The sequence below is a fragment of the Streptomyces sp. AC627_RSS907 genome (assembly GCF_019049165.1).
On sequence record NZ_JAGMUE010000152.1, the window covers coordinates 63,261 to 87,373 of the forward strand.

The 24,113-nt window shown below is 70.0% G+C and carries 20 protein-coding genes and 2 pseudogenes; 11 read left to right on the forward strand and 11 right to left on the reverse strand.

What is annotated here, in order from left to right:
* Positions 1 to 10 precede the first annotated feature (10 nt).
* Positions 11 to 412 (reverse strand): RidA family protein, encoded by a 402-nt coding sequence (locus KUM32_RS29010; RefSeq protein WP_217144934.1) that lies wholly within the window; start codon positions 410 to 412, stop codon positions 11 to 13.
* 101 nt (positions 413 to 513) lie between these two features.
* On the opposite strand from KUM32_RS29010, the gene KUM32_RS29015 reads away from it, so the two are divergent.
* A complete protein-coding gene (locus KUM32_RS29015; RefSeq protein WP_217144935.1) occupies positions 514 to 897 on the forward strand; it encodes a helix-turn-helix domain-containing protein in 384 nt (127 codons plus the stop codon).
* Between the two features lie 96 nt (positions 898 to 993).
* Here KUM32_RS29015 and KUM32_RS29020 read toward each other — a convergent pair whose 3' ends face one another.
* Positions 994 to 3,216 carry a bifunctional glycosyltransferase family 2 protein/CDP-glycerol:glycerophosphate glycerophosphotransferase gene (locus KUM32_RS29020; protein WP_217144936.1) on the reverse strand — a complete coding sequence of 741 codons (2,223 nt, stop codon included), beginning with the start codon at positions 3,214 to 3,216 and terminating at the stop codon, positions 994 to 996.
* Positions 3,217 to 3,405: 189 nt separating this feature from the next.
* Between KUM32_RS29020 and KUM32_RS29025 the strand changes: the two genes are divergently transcribed.
* The gene (locus tag KUM32_RS29025) at positions 3,406 to 4,206 is read left to right on the forward strand and encodes a GNAT family N-acetyltransferase (RefSeq protein ID WP_217144937.1); all 801 of its coding nucleotides are present in this window, start codon (positions 3,406 to 3,408) and stop codon (positions 4,204 to 4,206) included.
* A 133-nt stretch (positions 4,207 to 4,339) separates the two neighbouring features.
* Here the strand turns inward: KUM32_RS29025 and KUM32_RS29030 are convergent, their stop codons facing one another.
* From KUM32_RS29030 to KUM32_RS29040, 3 genes are all read right to left on the reverse strand, one after another.
* The gene (locus KUM32_RS29030) at positions 4,340 to 4,720 is read right to left on the reverse strand and encodes a DUF6009 family protein (protein ID WP_217144938.1); all 381 of its coding nucleotides are present in this window, start codon (positions 4,718 to 4,720) and stop codon (positions 4,340 to 4,342) included.
* Positions 4,721 to 4,919: 199 nt separating this feature from the next.
* Positions 4,920 to 6,488 carry a phage/plasmid primase, P4 family gene (locus KUM32_RS29035; protein WP_217144939.1) on the reverse strand — a complete coding sequence of 523 codons (1,569 nt, stop codon included), beginning with the start codon at positions 6,486 to 6,488 and terminating at the stop codon, positions 4,920 to 4,922.
* The gene (locus KUM32_RS29040; protein ID WP_217144940.1) at positions 6,485 to 7,600 is read right to left on the reverse strand and encodes a bifunctional DNA primase/polymerase; all 1,116 of its coding nucleotides are present in this window, start codon (positions 7,598 to 7,600) and stop codon (positions 6,485 to 6,487) included. Before KUM32_RS29040 ends, KUM32_RS29035 begins: the two co-directional genes overlap by 4 nt.
* A 1,181-nt stretch (positions 7,601 to 8,781) precedes the next feature.
* On the opposite strand from KUM32_RS29040, the gene KUM32_RS29045 reads away from it, so the two are divergent.
* Positions 8,782 to 9,087, forward strand: a complete 306-nt coding sequence (locus tag KUM32_RS29045; RefSeq protein WP_217144941.1) for a cupin domain-containing protein — start codon at positions 8,782 to 8,784, stop codon at positions 9,085 to 9,087.
* 730 nt (positions 9,088 to 9,817) lie between these two features.
* Positions 9,818 to 10,591 (forward strand): cyclopropane-fatty-acyl-phospholipid synthase family protein, encoded by a 774-nt coding sequence (locus KUM32_RS29050; protein WP_254406286.1) that lies wholly within the window; start codon positions 9,818 to 9,820, stop codon positions 10,589 to 10,591.
* A 33-nt stretch (positions 10,592 to 10,624) separates the two neighbouring features.
* Here KUM32_RS29050 and KUM32_RS29055 read toward each other — a convergent pair whose 3' ends face one another.
* Positions 10,625 to 11,485 (reverse strand): hypothetical protein, encoded by an 861-nt coding sequence (locus tag KUM32_RS29055; RefSeq protein ID WP_217144943.1) that lies wholly within the window; start codon positions 11,483 to 11,485, stop codon positions 10,625 to 10,627.
* Between the two features lie 170 nt (positions 11,486 to 11,655).
* On the opposite strand from KUM32_RS29055, the gene KUM32_RS29060 reads away from it, so the two are divergent.
* On the forward strand, positions 11,656 to 11,997 hold the full coding sequence (locus tag KUM32_RS29060) for a hypothetical protein (protein WP_217144944.1): 342 nt from the start codon (positions 11,656 to 11,658) through the stop codon (positions 11,995 to 11,997).
* A gap of 627 nt (positions 11,998 to 12,624) precedes the next feature.
* Here KUM32_RS29060 and KUM32_RS43930 read toward each other — a convergent pair.
* Positions 12,625 to 13,002: a TnsA-like heteromeric transposase endonuclease subunit gene (locus tag KUM32_RS43930; RefSeq protein WP_308408745.1), complete on the reverse strand. Its 378-nt coding sequence runs from the start codon at positions 13,000 to 13,002 to the stop codon at positions 12,625 to 12,627.
* A complete protein-coding gene (locus tag KUM32_RS43935; protein ID WP_254406287.1) occupies positions 12,999 to 13,430 on the reverse strand; it encodes a TnsA-like heteromeric transposase endonuclease subunit in 432 nt (143 codons plus the stop codon). The genes KUM32_RS43930 and KUM32_RS43935 overlap by 4 nt, the downstream gene beginning before the upstream one ends.
* 257 nt (positions 13,431 to 13,687) lie before the next feature.
* Here KUM32_RS43935 and KUM32_RS29070 point away from each other — a divergent pair, with 257 nt between their 5' ends.
* Together KUM32_RS29070 and KUM32_RS29075 are read left to right on the forward strand one after the other, a co-directional pair.
* Positions 13,688 to 14,956: a ParA family protein gene (locus KUM32_RS29070; RefSeq protein WP_217144945.1), complete on the forward strand. Its 1,269-nt coding sequence runs from the start codon at positions 13,688 to 13,690 to the stop codon at positions 14,954 to 14,956.
* Complete coding sequence (locus KUM32_RS29075; RefSeq protein WP_217144946.1) at positions 14,953 to 16,194, forward strand: ParB/RepB/Spo0J family partition protein; 1,242 nt, start codon at positions 14,953 to 14,955, stop codon at positions 16,192 to 16,194. Before KUM32_RS29070 ends, KUM32_RS29075 begins: the two co-directional genes overlap by 4 nt.
* A gap of 134 nt (positions 16,195 to 16,328) precedes the next feature.
* On the opposite strand, the pseudogene KUM32_RS29080 reads toward KUM32_RS29075, so the two are convergent.
* Positions 16,329 to 16,762: pseudogene (locus KUM32_RS29080) on the reverse strand (transcriptional regulator); the annotation flags it as partial.
* Between the two features lie 167 nt (positions 16,763 to 16,929).
* Here KUM32_RS29080 and KUM32_RS29085 point away from each other — a divergent pair.
* The 4 genes and pseudogenes from KUM32_RS29085 to KUM32_RS29100 all read left to right on the forward strand — a co-directional run bounded on the left by KUM32_RS29085 (position 16,930) and on the right by KUM32_RS29100 (position 21,090).
* Positions 16,930 to 17,491, forward strand: a pseudogene (locus tag KUM32_RS29085) (SDR family NAD(P)-dependent oxidoreductase).
* 682 nt (positions 17,492 to 18,173) lie between these two features.
* Positions 18,174 to 19,172 carry a bifunctional DNA primase/polymerase gene (locus tag KUM32_RS29090; protein ID WP_308408746.1) on the forward strand — a complete coding sequence of 333 codons (999 nt, stop codon included), beginning with the start codon at positions 18,174 to 18,176 and terminating at the stop codon, positions 19,170 to 19,172.
* Positions 19,169 to 20,692, forward strand: coding sequence for a phage/plasmid primase, P4 family (locus tag KUM32_RS29095; RefSeq protein ID WP_217144948.1), 1,524 nt, complete (start codon positions 19,169 to 19,171; stop codon positions 20,690 to 20,692). Before KUM32_RS29090 ends, KUM32_RS29095 begins: the two co-directional genes overlap by 4 nt.
* Entirely contained in the window at positions 20,689 to 21,090 is a 402-nt protein-coding gene (locus KUM32_RS29100) for a DUF6009 family protein (protein WP_217144949.1), read from the forward strand. Before KUM32_RS29095 ends, KUM32_RS29100 begins: the two co-directional genes overlap by 4 nt.
* A gap of 340 nt (positions 21,091 to 21,430) precedes the next feature.
* Here the strand turns inward: KUM32_RS29100 and KUM32_RS29105 are convergent, their stop codons facing one another.
* Together KUM32_RS29105 and KUM32_RS29110 are read right to left on the reverse strand one after the other, a co-directional pair.
* Positions 21,431 to 22,276 carry a prephenate dehydratase gene (locus tag KUM32_RS29105; RefSeq protein ID WP_217144950.1) on the reverse strand — a complete coding sequence of 282 codons (846 nt, stop codon included), beginning with the start codon at positions 22,274 to 22,276 and terminating at the stop codon, positions 21,431 to 21,433.
* A gap of 155 nt (positions 22,277 to 22,431) precedes the next feature.
* Positions 22,432 to 24,063: an ABC-F family ATP-binding cassette domain-containing protein gene (locus KUM32_RS29110; RefSeq protein ID WP_217144951.1), complete on the reverse strand. Its 1,632-nt coding sequence runs from the start codon at positions 24,061 to 24,063 to the stop codon at positions 22,432 to 22,434.
* Between the last annotated feature and the right edge of the window lie 50 nt (positions 24,064 to 24,113).

A 24,113-nucleotide genomic window follows, 5' to 3' on the forward strand; every position in this document is an offset into this window, starting at 1 on the left:
GGCGGCGGATTCAGGCGGGCAGCTTCCGGTCGACGACGCAGCTGATCTCGACGACCTGGCCGGGGAAGGTCAGTTCCGTGACGCCGACGACCGTGCTGGCCGGGTGGTGGTCGCCGAAGTACGCCAGGTTGCCCCGCGCCGTCGCCACCGCGTGCTGCCGCAGGTCGACCACGTACAGCACCTGCGAGACGATCTGCCTGCGGGTGACTCCGTAGTGCTCCAGGACCTTGTCCATGTTGGCGTAGGTCTGCTGGAGCTGGGCGGCGAAGTCGTCGGCGTGGCGGAACTCGCCCGCCTCGTCGAGCGAGAGCTGCCCGGAGACGTGGATCAGCTCGCCGGACCTGATCGCCTGTGCGTAGCCGAAGTCGCTCTCGGCCGGCACGTCGTGGTGGAAGACGTCGATGGTGGCCATGGATGGTCCCCTTTCACTGCGCTCTCTTGTGGTTACTCGGAAACTGTAGGAGAGTGAGCGCTGACCTGGAAGAACGCACTTTTTAGTGACTGAGGTACCTGATGGTGACCAAGCAACTGCTCAAAGGCCTGCCCGAGGACGCCGACCTGAGGCGCGCGGACTCCCTGGCGCGCGAGATCTTCTCGGACGTCGCCAACAAGTGGGCGCTCCTGATCATCGAGACGCTCGGCGAGCGCACCCTGCGCTTCAGCGAGCTGCGCGACGAGGTTGAGGGCGTCAGCCACAAGATGCTCACCCAGAACCTGCGCATGCTGGAGCGCAACGGCCTGGTCGACCGGAAGGTGCACCCCACCGTGCCGCCACGGGTCGAGTACACCCTCACCGAGCCGGGCCGGGCCCTGCGCGCCACGGTCGACGCGCTGTGCGGATGGACCCACCAGTACCTGGGCCACATCGAGACGGCGCGCGGCCGTTTCGACACCTGAGCGGCGCGGACCGGGCCCCGCGGGCCGAGGGCCGCCTCGCGGTCCGTGGCGGTCCTCGGCAGCGGTCCTCGGCAGCGGTCCTCGGCGGGCGAAGGGTCAGCGGAGGGAGGGCCTGGGGGCCGGGGTGCGCTGGGCGAGCGGGACTGTCGCCGGTTCCGCGTCCTGCCCGAGGAAGAAGCGGCGCACGACGCGTTCGGCGGCATGTCCGTCGTCGTACGGGCAGAAGCGTTCGCGGAAGGCGGCACGCAGCGCGGCGGCCTCGGGGCCGCGCCAACGGCCGCTGCGGAAGGTGTCGACGAGTTCGTCCTCGGTGGTCGCGACGGTTCCGGGCGTGTCGCCGGGGCGTCCGGAGAGCAGGTCGAAGGTGACGCCGCGCACTTGGGAGTAGACGTTCCAGTCGTCGGCGTAGATGACGATGGGGCGGTCGAGGTTGGCGTAGTCGAAGGTGATGGACGAGTAGTCGGTGAGGAGCGCGTCCGCCGCCAGACAGAGGTCCTCGACGACGGGGTGGCGGGACACGTCGATGACGGCGCCCTGTTCCGCGAGGTCGCTCAACTCCGGGTTCCGGTCGTAGAAGTAGTGGGTGCGCACCAGCAGGACGAAGTCGTCGCCCAGCACCTCGGCCACGCGTGCCAGGTCGAAGGAGGGTGTCCAGTCCGTCCGGTAGTCGCGGTGGGTCGGCGCGTACAGGAGGGCGGTCCTGCCCGGGGCTATGCCGAGCCGGGCGCGGACGGCGGCGACGTCCTCGGCGCTGGAGCGGTAGTAGCGGTCGTTGCGCGGGTAGCCCACGTCGAGGGACTCGTAGGTACCGGGGTAGGCGCGTTCCCACTGCTTGGTGGAGTGCTGGTTGGAGGAGACGCTGAGGTCCCAGCGGTCCACGCGATCGAGGAGGCGGTCGAAGTCCATGCCCCTGGCGGCGCCGGGGAAGGCACTCTGGTCCAGGCCCATGCGCTTGAGCGGGGTGCCGTGGTGCGTCTGCAGGTGGTACTGGCCGGGGCGCTTGACGATGCCGTCCGGGAAGTTGACGTTGTTCACGAAGTACGTGGCGCGGGCCATGACCTCCCAGTAGCGGCGTGAGCCGCGCACCACGTGGTCGATGCCGTCGGGCACCTGGCCGGCGAGCTCCTTGCGCACCACCCAGACGCCGTGCACCTGTGGGGCCAGCTCCTTGGCCTTGTCGAAGACGGCGAGCGGGTTGCAGGACGGCAGCCGGTCCCAGTAGGAGCTGTAGACGGCGAGGTTCGGATCCAGGGAGCCCCGGCGCCGCACGGTGTACAGGCCCGCGTACGCGCGCTTGCCGACCTTGGTCCTGGCCTTGTGGACCTTGTCCGGTCCCGCCTTCCTGACCCGTTCGGCGAGTTCGGCGGCCTGAAAGGCGCGGTAGGACCTCTTGGCCAGGGCGCGCATGTACACGCCGGTCGATCCCTCGGGCGGCGTGAAGCCGGCCGGGAGGTGTTCGGCGTGGAAGTCCGAGGTACGGTCGAAGAACTCCCTGCGGTCGGCGGCCCTGATCCGCTCGGGGCGCTTGAGCGTGAACAGCATGTGGTAGATGGCCCGCTCGAACAACAAGGGCCTCGCCCACCCCAGTTCGGGACGCTCCGCCAGGAAGGCGAACAACCCCTCGTACTGCGCGAAGATGTCGAAGTGTCTGCGGCCCGGCGTCTTCGTGATGGCTCCCTGACGGCGCTGGCGGTACTCGACGCCGACCCGGTTCAGGCAGCCGATGCGCTCGGCCGTGACCATCGCCATGAAGGTGACCGGTGCGTCCTCGTACAGGCCGGGGGCGTACCGGAAGCCCTGCTCGAGGAAGAACTCGCGGCGGAACGCCTTGTTCCAGGCCACCAGGAACAGGTGCAGGTACTCGGGCCGGTCCTTGAGGCGGAAGACGTCCGTGCCCGCCCGCTCGATCAGGTCCGCGGCCTGGCTCCGGCCGCCCCTGCCGTACCAATGGGTGCGCACGTGGTCGAAGGCCAGGATGTCCAGTTCCCCGACCGAGTCGAGCCGGGCGGCCAGCGCCTGCAGCAGGCCGGGGGTGTAGGAGTCGTCGCTGTCGAGGAAGAGGACGTAGTCCCCCCGTGCTCGCTCCAGCCCGGCGTTGCGCGCCTGGCCCAAGCCCACGTTCCGGGGCAGGTGCACGGCCTTGACGCGCTCGTCGAGGGCGGCGTACTCGTCGATGATCGCCCCGCAGGCGTCCGGTGAGCAGTCGTCGACGGCGATCAGCTCGATGTCCCGGAACGACTGCCCCAGAACCGAGTCCAGGCACTCGCGGAGATAGCCCTGGACCTTGAACACGGGGATGACGACGCTGAACCGGGGCATTCGGACAACTCCAGGTGAAGGACGGGTTACCAGAACCGGACACGAAGACCTCCGATGGCCCCGAGAGGTTGTACATGACGCCGTGAATCGGTGTGATGGTCGCCGGGTCCGCGTCGGGACGGTGTCTGTCCGCGCCCGCGGGGATCTCGGACGGCTTTCCTCCCCACTCGGTGACCTTGAGAGGTTCTGGTGCACGATCTCGCGGACTCGGTCGAGTCGATGGAGCAACTCGCCACGGTCTGGCGCGCCATGGTGCTCGACCGGAGCCAGGACGCGGACGTCCGGGACCTCCCGGGGATCGCCGTCCGCTGGGCCGACTGCCGGTTCGCCTTCTGGAACTGCGTCACGCTGACCGACGTCGGCGCGGACGCCGGTCTCTTGAAGCAGCGTCTGAACGAGGCGGCGGGCATCATGCGTTCGAAGGAGCGTCCCGGTTTCCTGTGGGTCTTCGAGGACCTTCTCGACGAGGAGGCGCGTGCGGCGCTCGATGCCGCCGCCGAGCAGGCGGGCCTCGCCTATGCCTTCCCGGGCACGGGCATGGCGGGAGACCTGCTGCCCCTTCCCGAACCGTCCCACCCCGATCTGGTCTTCACCCGCGTGACCACCGACGAGCAGCTACAGGCCTATGCGGACATCAACTCGCGTGCGTACGGGTTCTCCCTGGACGACGGACGGGACGGCCTGGCGGGCTCCACGCTGTGGAAGGAGCGGGTGCACGCCTATCTGGGACTGCGGGACGGCACCGCGGTGACCTGCGCGGCGACGGTGGAGGCGGAGGGCCGTCTCTTCGTCGTGCTCGTCGCCACCGACCCGGAGTGGGAGCGCAGGGGGTACGGCGAGGCGGTGACACGGAAAGCGCTGTACGAGGGTGCCCGGGCCACCGGACTGACCCGGGCGACCCTGCACGCGACCGCCGCCGGGGCGCCCGTGTATCCGCGGATCGGTTTCGAGCCGAACTCCCCCATGCGCTTCTACGGCCTGAAGGACTGACCCCGGAGCGGCGGCGCAGCCGTGTCGCGAGCAGAGCGGACCGGTCCGGGGGCCGTCCCCCGGGACGCCCGGAAGGCTGTCAGCACGCCGTGAGAGGACGCCCGGCGTGCGCACCGCACGCCGGGCGTCGGGGTCACTGCGCGGAGGCGACGGCCACCGAACCCGACTGCGACCGCGGAGTCTTCGCGCCCGGCTTCTTCGGCGCGATGGTGCGGGGGTCGACCGCCTCGCCCGGGGCCCCCTCCCGGTAGAGGCCGTCCGGCAGGCTGTCCCGGTCGTGGGGCAGCAGGAAGAACACCCGGCGCCGGTACAGGCCGCTGTCGGGGTCCGGGGAGGCCTCGTCGTCGAGGAGCGCGTAGCCCACCATGCGGCCGTCACGGGCGTAGGGCGGCTTCGTGTTGCGGCGCCTGGTCTTGTCCAGGGCCTGGCGGACATAGTCCAAGTGCTCGGGGTTCTCCAGCCACACCACCTCCGCCTCGTTGACGAGGTCGCTCTCGGTCAACAGCGAACTCATGGCTGCGGCCCCTCCTTCTTCGGCGTGCTCCCCACCGCGTGGGGCGTGGTCCGGCCTGCGGGCGTGTGGTCCGGGTCCCCGCGCCGGCCGGTTGCGGCCCGGCCGGTGACGGCGACCGCGTACGACGTCCCGCCTCCATGGTAGATCGCGCGCCGACGCCGGTGTAGGCCGCGGACCGAGGACGGCTGGGGCACGCCGCTCATGTGTGCTCCAGCAGGGCGATGCCCGGGTAGTACTTCCGGCCGTTGGACTTGATCATGTCCGCGGGGGACGCGAGGCCGACCTCCTGCCGGACCCGGTTGGCGAAGGCCCGCGCGGTGGCCGGTCTGATGCCCTCGCCGGCGTGGCACCAGGAGCTGTACTCCGTGTACAGCAGGCCCTGCTCGACGCGCAGCTCACGGCCCGTGTCGCTGTCGCGGGTGCAGCACTCGGCGAGGAACCGGCCGATGTGGTCCTCCGTGGTCGCGTACGCGGTGGTGGCGATGCGCACCCGGTCGGGGCCCTCCAGGGGGTCGCGGGTGGCGAGGTAGCGCTGGGCTCCCTCGATCAGCCACTGGAGGACGCCGGGTCCCTCGTCCCGTACGAGTTCGAAGGCGAGGTTGTCGATCCTGCGCTCGGCCGGGACCGCACGGGTGAAGGGCAGCAGGCGGATACGGCGCCAGAAGGCGTAGCCGCCGGTGGACACCTCGGGACGGTGGTTGCCGAGCAGCCAGAGATGGTGGGTCGGGGTGAAGGAGAAGTAGTCCTGCCGCATACGACGGGCCTTGATCTTGTCGCCGCCGGTCAGCAGACGCACCCGGGCCTCGTCGAACTTGTCGTTCGGCTTCAGCTCGCTGCACACCACCAGTCGGCGGCCGTGCAGTTCGGTCAGCTCCGTGGAGTGCTCCGAGAAGGCACCGCGGTCCATGAGGAACCCGGGCGGGGCGGCGTCCGCGTAGTCGCCGAGGATCTGGATCATTACGTCGAGCAGGACGGACTTGCCGTTCTTGCCCTCGCCGTGGAGGAACGGCAGGACCTGCGCGCCCACGTCGCCGGTGATGGAGTAGCCCAGCAGGAGGTGCAGGAAGTCGATCATCTCCCGGCCCTCCTCGTCCTCGCCGAAGGTGTCGGCCAGGAAGCGGTGCCAGCGGGGGGTCTCCATGCGCTGCGGCGCGACACTGGTGGCCCGGGAGTGGAAGTCGACGGTGGGGTCGGGCTTGCGCAGCCGGCCGCTGTACAGGTCGACGACCCCCGCGGGAGTGCACAGGGCGTAGGGGTCGCCGTCCAGCTCGTCCGGGTCGACGGAGAGATCCGGAGAGGCCTTGGCCTGTGTGAGCAGGGCCTTCATGCCGTTGGTGGACAGGGTCCGCCGCTTGTGCTGGGCGATCTCCCGGTTGCTGAAGATGCCGCGGGGGTCGGTGTCGGGCATGTCCTCGGCCATCTCCCCCGCCGCCCAGAGGGCGGCCTTCTCCCCTCCCCCGCGCTTCCAGCGGTACCCGTCCCAGGCGAACCAGCCGAGTCCTTCCACGTGCCGGAACTGGTCGCGGTGCCTCTGCACGAACAGCCGCGCGTTGCCGCGGTCGGACAGCGACGGCGGCAGCGGTGGCATGTCCGCGCCGGTGGCACGCGCGGCCGTCGAGGCGGTTCCCGATGCGGTGCTCGATGCGGCACTCGATGCACCCTGGGCGGGCACCCGGGCGGGATCGGGAGATTCGTCGGCCAGGAGGTCGAGCATCTGCTGCGCGGCGGCCTGGGGGTCGAAACGCGGCGAAGTCTCGGCGCTGCTCATGAACGTCCTTTGAGGTGGAGAGGACGGCCGGACCCTGCGGCGAGGGCGTCGTCGACGATCGTTTCGTTGCGGACCTGCTGCCAGGGCCGGGCATGCCGGGCAACTCTCACCAGGCGGTCCCGCACATCGGCGTGCTCCAGGTACCCCGCCGCGACCAGGCCGCCGGCGGTGTAGGCGGCCCGGTTGAGCTTCTCCGTGAACGCGGTTCCCTCCGGGGCCGCGGCGCACCCGGCGACCTGCGTGACGAGTTGGTCGAGGATCTGCTCGGCGGCTGCTGTCCGGCGGCGTCCGGGACGCGGCTCGCGACCGCTCTGCCGGGCCGGAGCGGGACGGCTTCCGGGCAGACCCACGGCGTCCGGTTCGCGCGACACCAGGTGCCCGGTGCGCACGAGTTCGTCCCGCAGCCAGTCGGGCAGGGGCGCCGGTGTCCTGGCCGGGCCCTCGGGCGTGTAGACACCTCCCTGGACACGGGTGCCGGGGGCGACGATGTACCCGCCGTCCGCCCGTACGTCGACCTGCCAGGCCAGCGCGGCGCCGCCGCCCGAGCCGGTCGAGCAACGGAAACGGCGCGCGGGATCGGTGTTCCGGTACCAGATGTGACGTCCTCCGGAGGGGGTGCGCACCCGGAGAGAGCCCGTGTCCTGCGCGGGGTCGGGCTGTCCGCGGAAGGCGGCGAGCAATGCCAGTGTGTCGAATCCCGACGCCAGCCCGTCGAGGGGAACTTGCTCCGGAATGGGGATGCCGGGGAGCAGACGGGACCGGTCGGCGACCGGGGCCGGGTGGGCGTCGATGTCTATCACGACCAGATCGGCCGGCCCGCAGGCCACCCCCACTCCCGCGGCCGGGGTGTGGCGCCACCATCTGTCGATGCGTCGCGGATCGGTCGTGGCCGCGTGGAAGCCGTGGCAGGGGCGTCCGGCGGGCAGACAGGGGCAGGTGGCCGGATCATGCCTGCGCGCACGGCAGTCGGGGCAGTTGCCCGCCGGGGTCTTACGACCAGGAGCCAGGGGGTGCACCGGCCATCCCTGGGACGCACACCAGCGAGCGACGGCATGCGGGGAGACGTGTCCCCCCGGGGCGACACGCTCGCGTTTCTCACCTTCGCGCGGCACGCAGATCGTCCTCGTCACGGTCGATGTGTGGTCATCCCACGGCCGCCTGACCCTGGGTGACACAGAGTGAGGGACCGAAGGGACCGTAGTCCGAAAAGGAGTCTAGAGGCTGTGGCGGGAAGAGAGACTCATTGGTCCCGCGTGCCGCAGTACTACCAGACGGCCGGGTCCCTTGGGTCCCTTGCCCCTGGATCCCCGCTCACCGGCGCCGCCCTTCCAGCCGGGACCCGGGACAGGGCCTGAAGAACGGCAGGGACGGACGGCAGGGGCTGTCGGGTCCGGCCGTTTCTGCCCAGTCCCTCAGCATTCTCCCAGGTCAGAGGGCTCGACAACACTCCACAGGGACTGTAGGGACTCAATTCGCCCATTATGACTGTGCTCTTCGTACGCTTTCAGTTCTCACATGCGCCCGCGCATACGAAGCCTTACGATCCTTGTACACGTCATAATTGCGTTCCTCAGTCCCTTCAGACCCTGATTTGCCGCTCACGGTGCTGTGACCTGGGGAAATACCAAGGGACCGAAGCCTCGTCCCAGGCCCTGCGAGGGAGATCGGCCAGCTCCGGGCTGCGAGCCCCGCACGCCGAAGGCACCCTGCAGCTGCCCAAAGACCTCGGCAAGGCTCCGGCCAGGACGGACAGCAGAAGAAGCGGTCAACCGGCCACAGACCGGCGCAGTCTCCTGACGGCCTGATGACCGGACTGATACAGGTCAGATGTCAAGATCAACGGCCGAATCACCGACGACGGCAACTACAGCGGACAGAGCGCCGTCTACCTTAAGGTCACCAGCAGCAGCGGGGGTACGAAGAGGACTCTGAGACCCCGTCACTCTAAGACCCCGTCGAGACCGTGCTCCGGGCAGGCCCGGTGGGCCCGGATCCGGGGATGCGCCGTCGGCCCTATTACGGCGTAATAGCCCCTCCTCCGGAAGCGGGGCCGGGCCGAGCCGGCTCGACCCGTCGGCCTCGTCGGCGGCCCGCGGGGCGCGGGCGCCCCGGACGCCGGGTGCCAGTGGATCGTCACGCGACCTTGGCCGGGTAGTCGAGCCGTGGTCGGTGAGAGGTTTTGCCAAACGGTCGACCACCGGTCGTTCCTGCTCAGATAGCTTTCCGGCATCCGTTGGAGGTGATGAGCGGGCTGCTTGCGTCATGGTGGGAGCAGCCCGCCGGGAGGCATGTGGTGAGTTCGATCAACGTCGTGGAAACAGCGGCCAGGATGTCGACTGCCTGGAGCTCCTACTCCTTGGCAACGGTAGGAGCGGCCTGCGTGAAAGTCCTGCGGATGGACGGCAGCCCGGTCCAGGAAGAGGTTCACCGAGCTGATGAAGTGCTGCTGGTGCTCGACGGACGGCTGGAACTGCTGGTGGAGGGCATCAAGGTCGCCGTGGAGACAGGCGAGATGTACCGGGTGCCGGCAGGCGCTCGACACGCTGTCCGCCCCGGTAGCCGCGGCACATTGGTGATCGTGGAGGAACCCGGGGCGTGAACGCACTCACGCCCCGGGCCGGGGAATCGGTCCACGTGCGAATGGGTGAGCCTGGAGCGAAGTTCGTCCTCGGCGCGGCGCGGGCATCGCGCCGGCGGACGTAGGCACCGATGGCAGCGTCGTACTCGGCGCGGCCGCGGTGTTTGGGCCGAGGTCCTTGCCGCCCGTCCGCCAGCGAGGGACATACAGCGCCAGGTGCATCTGGGCGATGAACTCCGGCTCGGTGGACGCCTTCCACATGGTGGTGGTCTTTCAGGAGGCCTTACCGACGGTGCCGCGTCACTCCGTGCTGAGGCCTATTACGCCGTAATAGGTCCGGCGTCCGGAGTCCCTGCCCGGTCCGCTGGGCAGGAGCGCGGCTCGGTCGAGGGGAGATGACCTCATCCGGATGACCTCTCCTCTCTGACCCGTCTCAATGAAGATGGGCCATCGCAACGCTGTGACCTGCGGTGGTTCAGATTGAGTGAGACGAGGCGAGGGCCGACGTCTCACTCAATTTGAGACTTGAGCTCCGTGGGCAGGATGTCCCCGCGCCTTGTGCAGGAGGCCGTCTGAAGCGGTGAGAACGGCGGCGTTCAGTTCCCGGCTTGCGAGCGGGTGAAGCTGTGGGTGCGGCCGCTCGGAGTAAATCCGCGGCGGGCATACCAGGTGCGGGGCCAGTCGTCCGGGTCGGTCGAGCCGGATCTAAATCGCTCGGCACGCCACTCGGGGAGAACTAATGTTTCACCCTATGGCAATCGCTTCCGATCTTCCCCCGCGTCTCGGCAGTCTGACCTTCCACGGACCGCTCTCCGAAGCCCGCGCCGGGCGCATCGTCGCGCGGCTCGCCGCCGTCTCGCCCTCCACCATCCTCGACATCGGCTGTGGCTGGGGCGAACTGCTGCTCCGCGTTCTGGAGTCCGTCCCGGGATCGACAGGCGTGGGCCTCGACATCAACGCCGAGGATCTGGCCAGGGGAAGGGACCTTGCGAAGGGGCGCGGACTGGCCGGACGGGTCGAATTCACCGAGGAGTCGGCCCTTGGCACGGCACGCGGGCCCGTGGACGTGGTGCTCTGCCTGGGGGCTGGTCAGGCGCTGTGCGACCCCGAGCAGCCGTACGATCCCAGCGTCGTACTGCACGAGCTGCGCCGCTTGGTCCGCCCAGGCGGACGTGTCGTCCTGGGCGAGGGCTTCTGGGATCGCGCCCCGACGGACGAGGAACTCGCGGCTATGTGGCCCGGGGCGCACGCAGGCGACCACCTGCGGCTCGGACCGCTCGTCGACCTCGCTGTCGAGGCGGGCTTCCGGCCAGCATGGATCGAGTCGGCGAGCCGTGAGGAGTGGGAGGAGTTCGAGTCCGGCTACCGCCACGACACAGAACTCTGGCTCGCCATGAACCCGGACCACCCACTCGCCGCAGAGACCCGCGAACGAGTCGACCGCCAGCGGTCGTCCTGGGCTGACGGCTACCGCAACATCCTTGGCATCACGTACTTGACCCTCGTCCCGGTTACCAGAACCTGAACGCTGCCGAAATCTGTGGGTGGAGCAGGAGTATCAACTGAGCCCGGAGTTGTCAGCGTCGGGTGCCGTCGCTGCCTCGATGGTGTGCGCGATCATGCGGAGTTGGTGGATGAACCACGGTTTGGCGGTGGTGCGGAGGGAGCTTTCGTCGGGGAGCCGCCGGATGAATTCGGCGTGGAAGGCCCGGAAGTCCTCTTCAGTGCCGGAGAGTGCCAGGCTGCGCCAGCGCGGAGCTGCGTAGAACACCATGGCTTTGACGATCTCGGGATAGATCGCCGCGTAGCGCTTGGGATCCCACGGACGGACGGTGCGGGCCGCGTGGGGCTGGAGCCGGGCGAGCCGCTGCGTGAGGTCGCTGATCCGGTAGCCGTGCTGGAGGAGGGTGGTCCAGAAACGGGAGGTCTGTTCGTAGCACGCATTGATCACGTCGGGGCCGTAGCGGCGAAGGAGTCGGTAGTGGCGCTTCTGGGCGGCGACGATCTCCGGTAGATCGGCGAGGTCGAACTGGTTGGCGGGGGCTTCGACGGCCCGGCCGATCCAGAGGCGATGCGGGATGCAGACCTGGTCGTGGTGTTTCGACATCCAGACCATGACGCCTTGGCCGGGGGTGCCGGTCCTGCGGGCGACACAGCGCCGGCACGCCCATCGGGGAGTTGCGGCGAGGGGACCTTGCGGGATGTTCCACGCCTGTCGCTCCCAGCGGGGGATCGCGTATCGGATCGAGGTCCGGGGCTGTCCGCTGAGGACGCTGAGCCGGCCGACCGGATCCAGACGGGAGTCCAGCCAGTGGGAGGGCCGCTGAAGTCGTTGGACGGGCATCGCGTTGGCCGTGGCGAGGCGGGCCAGGAACGAGGCTTCGGTCTCCTGCGGGAAGGGCTTGAGCGGACGCGGCAATGGGCGGAAGACGACGGCCTCTGCGGCAGGCGTTGCGGAAGTTGTCCGAGATGAACGCCTTGCCGTGGTCGCAGACCACCGTCTCCGGAACGATCACCGGGACCGCGGCGGCCTTGTCCAGCCGCTCGTCCAGCGACAGCAAAGAGGCGTAGGGCAGTACCGATCGTGACATGCGCAGGGCGTCGGACCAGCCCGGACGTACCGGTTCCGGGGTCATGGCGCGGGCCAGCAGCAGCGCGGCATCCACCGCCTTCGTCGACGGCCGCAGCATCACCGCGGACAGCGTCCTGGTCGCCAGGTCCACCAGTCCGGTCACCTCGCAGCGGTCCACCGTCCCGTCGTCGTGGATGACCATGACATCCAGCGGCGAGGAATCGATCTCCATCACCTCGCCCGGCCGGGCCGCCGTCAGCTGTCCGAACATCCGCTTGGGCTGCTTGCCCAGCGAGCGACGGGTGCGGGCGGACCCGAACAGGTGCTGCCCGGCCGTGACCGCCTCCAGCAGACGGTAGAACGCCGCTCTGGACGGCATCCGGACCGTTCCGTCCCCGTGCTCGGCGACCAGGAGCTGTTCGACGTGGTGCCGCAACACCTGCGCGGAGACAGTCGGCTCGTCGGTCCGGCTGCCCGCGACCCTCGCGATCGCGTCGACCACCCGGGGATCGGCCCGGCCCGTGCCCGTGGCCGGCCTGCGCCTCCTGCCGTCCACCAAGCCCGCCACCCCTTCGCGCTCGAAACGCGACCGCATCCGGCGCAGCGTGCTCAGCCCCACCTCTTCACCGGCGGCCCGCAGTTCGGCCACCTTGGTCAGCTCCCGCTGCCGCAGCGAGTGCACCGCCGGGTCGTACTCGGCCCGCCTCGAGGTGGCAGCATCGCCATCCGGGTGGCCGGTGAGCAGCTCGGTCAGGTGCCTGCGCCACCACTCGGCCCGCTCCACCGCTTCCTCCGAAAGGCCCTCCAGCGCCCCGGCCTCCGGCAGCGGCGGGCGGCTCAACGCAGTGCCGAACACGGCGAACCCCTCGGATGCCAGGAGATGCCCCAGCAGCACGACACTGGCGGCCTGGGCATCATCGACCAGCCGCACCGAGGTGCCGTGCAGGGCGGCAACCGTGTGCTCCCGCCCGTCATAGCGAACCCGGTCACCCAGCGACAGCAGCTTCGGAAGCGCCGGCATCTCCACTCGCCTCCCCCGCGACTGCGGATGCCGGGCGAACCGTCGTCGCCGCCGACAACAGGCTCGCCTCCAAATCCACCGCCAGCTCCCGGCACCACACCAGGTGGAAGAGCACCGGCAGCACGGCAATCGGATCGCCCACCGCACGAGCCCCCGCCAGCAGCCCCCGGGGACGGGCGAACACCGCCCGCAACCCCGCCGCCACTGGCTCGCGCCGCACCCGCGAATGCCGGTAGCCCGACAACCAGCGCAGATTCGCCGCCAACACCGGATCGAGCACACCGACTCGCTCGAAATCCCAGCCCACCAGGCCGCAAGCCGCCGCCGTGGCCGCGAACTTCACGGCATCCCCGGGGTCGATCCGGTCATCGGGGCGCGCACATCCAGCACCACGACGGTGCCGTCCCGACGGCGCACGAAGTAGTCCGGCGTATGACTGACCCGCCGGGCTCGGTCCCCAGGCCGCCACGAGAGCCGGAACGGCTGCGACGAGAAGGCCACCACGTCCGGCTCGGAGTCCAGCCGCATCAGATGACCGAGCTCCACCCACGACTCGAAGCCCACCAACTCGCCACTGGTAGCAGCCCAGTACCAGCCGGGAAAGTTGCGCTGCCCCCGGTACGACGGGAACGTCCGCACCTGCCCGGCAGCCTCGAAACGCGTCGACCACATCGCCTCAAACGGCCCGCTGTGCAGCTCACCACGACCGTCGACGTACTCCAGCCGGAAGTCCTCAGTCTCCACCAGCCACCCCCGCCCGGCGCTGACCATGTACGACGACCATAGGGAGCCAGGCGCGGCAGTGGCTCAGAAAGAGCGAGACGGATCGGTAGATGGCCCAGGTCGACCGGGACGCAAGACCAGATGACTCGGATAGACCGAGACTGGCCCACCTTCAGCGAGACAGGTCACTCTCCTCCGGCTATTACGCCGTAATAGGAGTGTCGAAACGTCTGACTCCCTGGCAGGTCAGGCAAACTAACGTGTCATCGCGTAGAGCCGGGCAAGGCTGTTAGTAAGGTAGCGCCATGAGTATGCCAGCCACCTCAAGCGACCGGGCAAAGGTCGTCTCCAAACTGCCGGGATGGCTCCGGCAGAACCTCAAGGTCAGAACCGCCCAGCTGGGCATCGAAATCCAGACCGCGGTTGAGCAGGGCATCGCCGCCTGGTGCGGGCTCGCCTCGGCGACGGCTCAGGTCGACACCTCTGGTGCGGAGTCCTTCTCCACCTTCGTCCCCCCGGGGCAGTGGGAGGAGTTCCGGCGGACGGCAGAGGACCGCCGGGTCTCACTGATCCAGGGTCTGGCGCAGTCCGTCCAGCTCTGGCTCGACACCAACGCGGCTCCGGATGTCCAGCGTCCGGCCATCACTCGTCGTCTCGTGGTCTGCAACCAGAAGGGCGGTGTGGGCAAGACCGCCATTACCGCCGGTGTGGGGGAGGCGATGGCGGAGGACCCCGACAAGCTGCACTCCGTACGAGTCGCCAAAGCCTTGACGGCCGCCCTCCGGGCCAGCGAGGCCGCGGACGGTGATGCCACCGGTCCCGCTGCCGACCCGCTCGACGTCGAGAAGCTTCCGGGTCTCGGACTGAGGATCCTGCTGGTCGACTTCGATCCGCAATGTCACCTCACCAACCAACTGGGGGCGTCTCCCCTGCCCCTGAACGGTGACAGTCTCACCAACCACATGGCCGGTGACCCCAAGGGTGACCTGCGGGACCTCATCGTCTCCATCGACGACGAACACTTCGGCGGTCGGCTGCACTTGCTGCCGGCCTGCCACGACGCCTTCCTCCTCGACGTCCGGCTCTCCGCGGTAAGGGCTCGCGAGGCAGCTCTGGAACGGGCGTTGGCCCCGCTGGAAGCCGATTACGACGTCATCCTCATCGACTGCCCGCCCAGCCTCGGTCTGAGCATGGACGCCGCCGCCTACTACGGGCGCCGCAGAGAAGGGGAACTCCCGGGCCAGTCGGGCGCCCTCATCGTCGTCCAGGCCGAGGACAGCTCCGCGGACGCCTACGAGCTGCTCACCAACCAGATCGAGGACCTGCGCAACGACCTCGGCCTCGACCTCGACTACCTGGGCATCGTCGTCAACCTCTACGACGGCCGTCGTGGATACATCGCTACGTCGTCCCTCCAAGGGTGGGTCGACATAAAGGATCCTCGTGTCGTCGGCCTCATCAGCGACCTGAAGGAACAGAAGGAGGCCGTGCGTATGAAGCAGCCCCTGCTGAGCTACGCCCCTGCTTCCCAGCAAGCGGTCGCCATGCGCGCGCTCGCCCGGGAGATCTCATGAGCAAGGCCGACCAGCTCGGTGCCGGGCGTTTCGGAGGCGGCTCCAGGCCCGTGAGCGCACGTCGCGCCGCCATCGGTGCCGCCACCGGGGTCCCCACCGAGGGTGTCGCTCCACCGACCCGACTGCCCATCAGCCGGATCAACCCCAACCCCGACAACCCACGGACCTCGCTCGGCGACCTGACGGAGCTTGCGGGCAGTCTCAGGGAACACGGCCAGAAGCAGGCCATCACGGTGATGAACCGTGACGCCTACCTCAAGGCCAATCCCGAGCGCGAGCAGAGCCTCGAACCGCATACGACCCATGTCGTCGTGGACGGCAGCAGCCGCCTGGCCGCTGCCCGGGAAGCCGGCCTCACCCATCTCAACGTGATGGTCGACGACACCCAGGGGAGCGACAGCACCGCCATCCTGGAGTCCGCTCTCGTCGCCAACATTCACCGCAGTGACCTCGCCCCCCTCGACGAGGCCCGCGCGCTGGAACGCCTCCTGGTCATCCACGGGTCACAGGTGAAGCTCGCCAAGCGGCTGCACAAGTCCCAGGGGTGGGTGTCGCAGCGACTGGCCCTGCTGCAGCTCACCCCCGAACTCCAGGCACGTGTCGGGGGAGAGCCCATCGAGTTGCTGCGTACGGTGGCCAAGCTGCCGCACGAGCGGCAGGAAGCCGCGCTCGACGAGCTCAAAGCCGAACGTGACCGTAAGGCGGCGGAGCGAGCGGCCGCACCTCCGCCGCAGGTCGCGCCGGAGCAGCCCGCACAGGTGGCTGTGGCTTCCAGTGACACGGCGCCAGAACCTGTGCACGACCGGACACCACCGGCCCGTCCTGCATCGGCATCCGTGCCTGCGCGGGAGGAAGCGGTCGTGGGGGAGGGGAGTGGCGGCCTTCCGGCCATTCAGGGTGACGTGTCCCCGGCATCGGGCGAGAGGGTTCTGAAGGAGCGGAGCCCGGCACAGCCACCGGCCGAGCGAGTGGAGACCGTACCGGAGCCTCGCTCCGACAGCGCGCTCTCCGACAGCGCTCTCCCTGACAGCACGCTCTCCGACGGCCCGCTCCCCACGAGCAAGAGCCCGGCCGAGGTGTCCGCCACGGAACCTCGTCGACTCCCGTACGACGACGGTGCCTTCATCGCCATGCACCTGATCCGCAAGATGAGCGTTGCGGAGTTCGACCGTATGGTCGGCATCCTGGTCAAACACCAGCGAGAGCGGACCATGCCTCCCCACGAGCAGTCCCGCTGACGGGACGGCAGGGCAGTGTTCGCTGGGGGCTATTACGCCGTAATAGCCCCCAGCGAACGCCTCCGCCCATCTTCACAACCCTTTGTTCGAGTCGTTCGATTCTTCGCTCAGAACGATTCTGCGGGAGATCGCCGTTATGAGAGAGAGGCGAGAAGCCGCAGTTTCTCGTCGCTGTCGCTGTCCTTGTCGGGGTAGTAGACGACAAGGATCACGTCGTCGACGGGGAGTGTGTCGCGGTGCAGGCGTAGCTCCCCGACGACGGGGTGGCGGACCGTGGTGGTGCCTCCGTCGAGGTTGCGGACGTCGTGCCGGGCCCACAAGGGGCGAAACCGCCGACTGGACAAGGCGAGCTCTCCGACGAGTTTGGAAGCCAGGACGTCGTAAGCACGACCTTCGACGAACGCGGGCACCTGAAGGTGCGCGAGCATCTGGTGCACCCGCGCCGGTACGTGTTCGGGCCGCTTGCGGCGCGGTGCCCTGGGACGGTGACTTCCTCACGGCGCAGACCCGGCAACCGGTGGTTGCCTCCCGGAGGGAGCCCCACCTGCGCGGGGGAGACGAGCTCACGCGTCCCAGAGGTGGTCCTGTCAGTGTCAGGACCAGGGAGAACCGAGGCCCTGCCACATGCGACGGGGTTCGTCAAGACTTGTGGATCACTCCTTGAGAAGCACAGGGAGCACCATGGCGCCACGGCCCCGAACGCTCGTCGGCGCTTTGAAACGACGGGAAGATCTCATGGATCTCTCCAAGCGCACCGTTCTCGTCGTCGTCATCGTCATCGTCGGCGGCGGAACCTCGGGGATCGGGCGGGAGCCGGCCCGCCGGTTCGCCGCAGCGGGCGGCACCGTGGCCGTCGGCGGCCGTAGCCGGCAGGCACGCGCGGAACTCGCCGCAGAAGGCTTCGGCACCTGCTGGGCACCATCCGGGTCATCCACGCTTTCACCCCCACCTGGTGCAACGAGGCGCCGGCGCTTTCGTCACCGTCACCTCCGGCATCGCTTTCCTGCCCTTCCCTCCCATGCCCACCTACGCCGCGTCGAAGGCCGCGGTACACGCCTACTCCGAGGCACTGCGCGCACAGCTCGACGGCACCGGTGTCGGGTCGTCGAGCTCGTCCGCCCGGCCGTCGCCACGGCGGGGCAGGGCAAGGTGAATCCGCACGCACTGCCCCTCGACGGCTTCGCCACCGAGGTCTGGGACTGCTCTCGCAGGACCCCATCCCCCGTGAAGTCCTCGAACCTACGACGACCTCGTCGCACGACGCTCCCGGGCCCTGGCCCTGCTCCCCGGCCACTGAGGGCGACCCCCGCCGGCGGACACCGAGCGGCTTGCCGACTCCGACCGTGGCGGGCACAGCGACCGAAGCCCTCGGCCGCCGACGACAGCAGCGACCCAGCGACCGAAGCCCAGCGACCCAGCGACCGAAGCCCAGCGACCGAGCGACTGAAGCGCAGCGACTGAGCGACCCAAAACGGCTTCCGGGGGCGATTCCGGGCCCGAAAACGGGCTTGGTCGCTTCGGTCGCTCTCCGAGAAGCCCGTCAGCGACTGAAAAGCAGCGACCGAGCGACTCTTCGGTCGCTTCCAGCGTACTGAAGAAACCGCAGGTCAGGCCATGTAGAACCAGGAGAGAGCGACTGAAGCGACTGAAGTTCCCTATATATAAGCCGTTCCCGCGTGCGCGTGTGTGCGCGTGTGCGCGTCATAAATAGGAAGTTGAGTCGCTTCAGTCGCTTTGGTAGCTGTGCCGGTCCCCCTCCCGACACGGCCTTCCCGATCTTTCGCAGGTGCTTCGGGACCTGCCCGGAGACTTTCGCTAGTCTGTGTCCGTTGTTGAGTCGCTTCAGTCGCTGAGAGGGGGTGCGGATGTCCGCTGAGCTGCGGTTTTCTCACAGCGACCCACAGCAGTCAGTCCCTGCGTCCGTCCCGGCCGGACTGTCGCTGGCCACCGCGCGGTGGTGCGCCCGCCAGGGCTGGCCGGTGCATCCCCTCGCCGCGGGCCGCAAAACGCCCGCGGCGAACTGCGAGGACTGCCGCCAGGCCCAGCACGCCCCCATCGACTGTCCCTGCCTGCCCGCGGGTCGCTGGTGCCACGGCTTCCACGCCGCCACCCTCGATCAGGAACGCATCGACAGCTGGTGGGGCAGGCAGCCGGAGTTCGGTGTGGGCGTGGCCTGCGGACCGGCGCGGCTGGTCGTCATCGACATCGACGCCCACGGCACGCTCCCGCCCGGCCGGGACCGCATCCTGCCCGGCATCACCATCGCCGACCACATCGACCTCACGGGCCTCTCCACGGGCTTCCACACCCTCGCCGTGCTGGCCGCCCTGCGCGGTGTCCCCAGCCCCGCCGAGGACACCGGCACCCTGCGCGTGCGTACCCCCTCCGGAGGGCTCCACGTCTGGTACAGGGCCGCCGACAACCGCCGCTGGCAGTGCTCCAGCGGTTCCGGCCACGGCCGCGCGCTCGCCTGGCAGGTCGACGTCAGGGCCCACGGCGGCTACATCATCGCTCCGGGCACGACCACGAGCGCCGGGTCCTACCGGGCCGTGGGCGAAGTCCGTCACCCGGCGGTCCTGCCCAACTGGCTGGCGCAGGAACTGGAGCGGACCGGCCACCTGCCCGCGGCCGGTATCCCCGCGCCCCGTCCGGTGCCGCCCCGCGCCCAGCAGGCCGTCCTCGCCGCGGGCGGCGGCCAGGACAGGGCACGCCGCACCCTGGCCGCCGTTCTGGAGCCCGTGGAGGCGTGCGGACAGGTCGCGGAGGGGGCGGGCTTCTCCGACGCCCTGAACCGGGCGGCATTCACCCTGGGCGGCCTCGTGGCCGCCGGACGGCTCGGCGAGGACGAGGCACGCCGTGCCCTGGCCGAGAGCGCGGCGGCGGCCCGTCCGGGCCAGGAACGCAGAGCCGAGCAGATCATCCGCAGCGGCATGGCCGCCGGCCTCAAGCGCCCGCTCCACACGGGAGGGCGCCCGTGAACCCGCACGGCAACGAGAACCTGCTCTTCGACTTCGACCCGGAAGCCGTGGCCGCCCAGATCCGCGCCCAGGGACAGGTCCCGCTCCCGGCCCAGGCGGATCACTCCCGCGCCACCTCGGAGGCGGCGACCGCGGCCGGGCTGCTGCCCGACACGCTCTCCGACCGGGGCAACGCGAAGCTGTTCGTGAAGCTGTATTCCAACGACTACCGGCACGTCCCGGGCATCGGCTGGTACCGCTGGGACACGACCCGCTGGCAGTTCGACGAGGACGACACCGCCGTCTGGGCGGCCGGGGACCTGGCCGAGAACCTCGCCTGCACGGACCCCAGGGGCGTCTTCAGCAACAAGGCGCTCCAGCAGCACCGGCGCCGGGCGCTCAGCACGGCCGGGATGAACGCCATGCTGACCCAGGCGAAGTCCGCCCCCGGCATGGTCCTCAACGCCTCGCGCCTGGACGCGGACCCCTACGCGCTGTGCACCCCCGACGGGGTCGTGGACCTGCACACGGGCCTGGTCAGCGCTCCTGACCCCAACAAGGACTTCCACTCCCGCTCCACGACCGTGGGCCCGCGGCAGATGCCCACCCCTCGCTGGGACCGCTTCCTCACGGACACGTTCGGCGAGGACGCCGAGGGCCGGGAGATGATCGGCTTCCTGCAGCTCCTGCTCGGGTACTCCGTCACGGGCGACGTGGGCGGGCAGGTCCTGCCGTTCCTGTTCGGCGCGGGCAAGAACGGCAAGTCGGTGCTCCTCGACGTCCTGATGAAGCTGCTCGGCGACTACGCCGACGCGGCGCCCCCCGGGTTCCTGATGTCCCGCACCTACGACGGGCACCCCACCGACCTGGCCGAGCTGCACGGCCGGCGGGTCATCGTCTGCTCGGAGGTCAAGCACGGGGACAAGTTCGACGAGGCGCGGGTGAAACTGCTGACGGGCGGCGACCGGATCAAGGCCCGCCGGATGCGTCAGGACTTCTTCAGCTTCCAGCCGACGCACAAGCTCTGGCTGATCGGGAACCACCGTCCCGAGGTGGGTACCGGCGGCTTCGCGTTCTGGCGGCGCATGCGGCTGATCCCGTTCGTCAACACCGTCTCCGACGACCGGAAGATCGACAACCTCGCCGACATCCTGGTCACCGAGGAAGGGCCCGGCATCCTGACCTGGCTCATCGACGGGGCGCGGCGCTACCTCGCGGGGGACCGTGATCTGACCGGTCCCGAGCGGGTCCGCATCGCCACCACGGCCTACGCGGAGACCGAGGACCACACCGGACGCTTCTACGACGAGTGCTGCGCGCAGGCCCCCGAGCTGAGGGCGGAACAGACGGGCCTCTACGCCGCCTACAAGAGGTGGTGCCAGAATGAGGGTGCCCCGCCCATGTCCTCCCGAGCGTTCGCCGCCCGCACCCGCGAACTCGTCGGGCTGACGTCGCCCAAGGAAATGATCCTGTCCAACCAGCGCAAGCACTATCCGGGAATCGGACTGCTCACCGACCAGGAGAGGGACGCCACCGTATGAGCTCGCTGATCAACGAGGAAGAGATCAGCCACGAGGCCGAACTCGTCTGGCTGGAGGACATCGAGCACCTCGACTACGTCCGCCAGAGCCTGGACCGACTCGCCAACCGTCGGGGCAGGCCGGCGTACCACCGGCCCGGTCGCATGGTCGGGTACGCGCTCCTGGGGCCCACCGCCAAGGCGTCCCGTTCCTCGGGCACCTTCCGTCGGCGGGTCTTCTGGCTGCTGCCGCACGACCGTGACAGTGAGCCCGAGGGCCTGTACACGAAGGGCGCGCCCGCGGAGGCCGTGGATCCCCGGACCCTCCAGCCCCGGGTGAAGGGCTACAAGACCGAACGCTCCGAGGGCGGACCGCCCTCCACCGCCATGCGGGAGCTCGGGATAACGCTGCCCCTGTAGGGACCCTGGCGGTGCGGGAAGCTCCCGGCGGGCGTCCGGCCCGTCCGCGCGACCCAGGGGGCCGAGGAGACCGTAGGCGCTCCGGGCACGAGGGTCTTTTTCCTGGTGGGCGCCGGTGCAGGCAGCACACAGCGACCGAAGCGACCGAGATTCCCGAACAGACGGCCGGTCCGGATGCCCTCCCGCCCGGGCGGCCCCGGCCGGTCCGGGCGCCGCCCACGGCCCGTCCCGTGGGGAGAGACCCCCACCGCGGCAGGGACCGAAGGGACCGGGAATCCGGTTTCCGTGCACGTCGGCGTACGCCGGCCGTCACCCCGGCCGGTCGGTGGGGGAGGGTGGGTCACGCGGCCCGTTGGCGCAGGCGGTGCGGATGTGCCGGGTAGACGCCCAGGACGCGCACCTCGGAGGAGAAGAAGCGGAGCTCCTGCAGGGCGAGAGCGACGCGGGGCTCGTCGGGGTGGCCCTCGATCTCGACGTAGAAGCAGCTCGGGTTGAGGCCGGCGCCCATCTGGTAACTCTCGATCTTGGTGAGGTTCACCGCGTTGCTGGCGAAGCCGCCGAGCGCCTTGTAGAGGGCGCTGGGGATGTTCCGTACGGCGAAGAACAGGCTCGTCATCGTCGGCCGGCCGGTGAGGGGCGCGAAGGCGGCGTCGCGGGACAGGACGACGAACCGCGTCGTGTTCTCCGGGTCGTCCTCGACCCCCGCCCGCAGCACCTCGAGCCCGTAGTGCCGGGCCGCTGCGGGCGGGGCGAGCGACGCGTGCCGGGGATCGCCCAGCTCCGCCACCTCACGGGCCGCGCCCGCGGTGTCGTCGCTGACGAGGGTGCGCCAGCCGCCCTCCCGCAGCACCTTGCGGCACTGTCCCAGGGCGTGCACGTGGCTGCGGACGCACTCCACCTGGTCGAGTGACGTCCCGGGGACGCCCATGAGGTCGAAGTGGATGGCGAGGAAGTACTCCCCGATGACGAACAGGCCCGACTCCGGGAGCAGGTGGTGCACGTCCGCGACCCGTCCGGCCGCGGAGTTGTCCACCGGGATCACCGCCAGGTCGGCCGACCCCAGCGTCACGGCGTCCAGAGCCTGTTCGAAGTTCGTGCAGGGCAGCTCGGTGCTGCCGGGGAACAGCTTCTGGGTGGCGGTCGCCGAATTGGAGCCGTGTTCGCCCTGGTATGCGACGGTCGTCACCGTTCGTCACCTTCCGGTCGGGGAGCTGACCTGGCCGGTCAGCGAGAAGGCCACCGTAGACCTCAGGCGCCGCGGGACCGCGGCACCGTCCACAACGAGAGACTCCGGCGGGCCACGGTGGACGTCGCCCGCGACGGCCGTGCCCGTCCAGCTGGTCACCGGTCAACGGCCAGGCGGAGCTCACGCCCCTTCCAGCGGGCCCGCAGCCAGCGGTCGTGACTGGCGACCACGATGGCACCCGGACCCGTGCCCAGGGCGTCCTCCAGTTCGTCGCACAGCCGCGGGGACAGGTGGTTGGTCGGTTCGTCGAGCAGCAGCAGCTCGGGCGGGCGCGCCACCAGCAGGGCCAGCGCGAGCCGGCGGCGCTGGCCCACCGACAGCTGCCCGACCGGTTTGTCCAGGTCCGCCTCCCGCAGCAGCCCCAACGAGCCCGGCGGGGTCGCCTCGGCGCGTTCGGCCCCGAGGGAGCGCTCGTAGGTCTCCCGTGCGGTGCGGTCCGGCCGGGCGAACACGGTGTCCTGCGCGAGCAGTGCCACCGTCAGCCCCGCCCGCCGCCGTACCTCGCCCTCGGTGGCCTGGTGACCGGCGAGGACGGCGAGCAGCGTCGACTTCCCGGCCCCGTTGTCACCCGTGACCAGCAGCCGGTCCGTGGCCGGCACGTCCAGCCGGCCGACGGTGAGCCGGCCCGGTACCCGTACGTTTCGCAGCGAGACGAGGTCGGAGTCCTCCCGCGCGGACGCCGCCGCGAGGGAGGTGCTCCGCAACCGCAGGGGCTGAGGCGGCTCGCCGACCTGGGTCCGCTCCAGCTCGTCGAGCCTGCGGGCGGCGTTGCGCACCCGCCGGGCGATCTGGTTCTGCACCCGGCCCGCGCGGCGCCCGTATCCCATCTTCTCGTTGTCGCGCGGTCCGCGGTCCGGGGCGACCCGGCGCGCGGTCACGCTCGCCGACCGGCGCAGCGCGGCCAGTTCCTCCTGTTCCTCGGCGTACCGGCGTTCCCAGCGGGCCCGCTCGGCGCGCTTCTCGGCCAGGTAGGCGCTGTAGTTGCCGCCGTAGCGGACGGGGCCGTCCAGGGCCGGGTCGAGGTCGATCACGTCGGTGCAGACGGCGTCGAGGAACGCCCGGTCGTGGCTGGCCACCACGACGGCGCCGGGCAGGCCGCGCACCTGTTCCTCCAGGAACGCCGCCGCGGCGTCGTCCAGATGGTTGGTCGGCTCGTCCAGCAACAGGGCCGACGGACGCCGTACCAGCAGCGCCGCCAGCGCCAGCCGCCCGCGCTGGCCGCCGGAGAGCGAGCCGAGGGGGCGCTCGTGCGGCAGCCCGCCCAGGCCGAGCCCGGTGAGAACGACCGCGGCCCGCCGGTCGGCGTCCCAGGACTCCCGCTGCTGCGCCTGTTCGAGCCGGTGGCCGTACTCCTGGAGCAGGTCGTCGTGTTCGGGGGAGTCCTGGGGGGTGTCGGCGAGCCGCAGGGTGAGGTGTTCGAGCCGCGCCAGGTCGTCGCGGGCCTCGCGCAGCGCGTCGTCGAGCACGTCGGCGATCGTCGTCGACGTGCGGAAGGGCATCTCCTGACGGAGGTGGCCCAGGTCGACGGGGCGTTCGACGCTGCCGGAGTCGGGCCGGTCGGTTCCGGCGAGCAGGCCGAGCAGGGTCGACTTGCCGGCGCCGTTCTCCCCGATCAGACCGATGCGGTGACCGGGGGAGGCGGTGAGGGAGACCCCGTCGAGCACCCGGCGGCCACCGAGGACGCGGACGAGGTCGTGGGCGAGGAGAGCAGGCTGTGGGGAGGGCATGGGAATCCGCCGTACGCGATCGGGTTTCGGACCCGCCGGGCTGGTGCCTC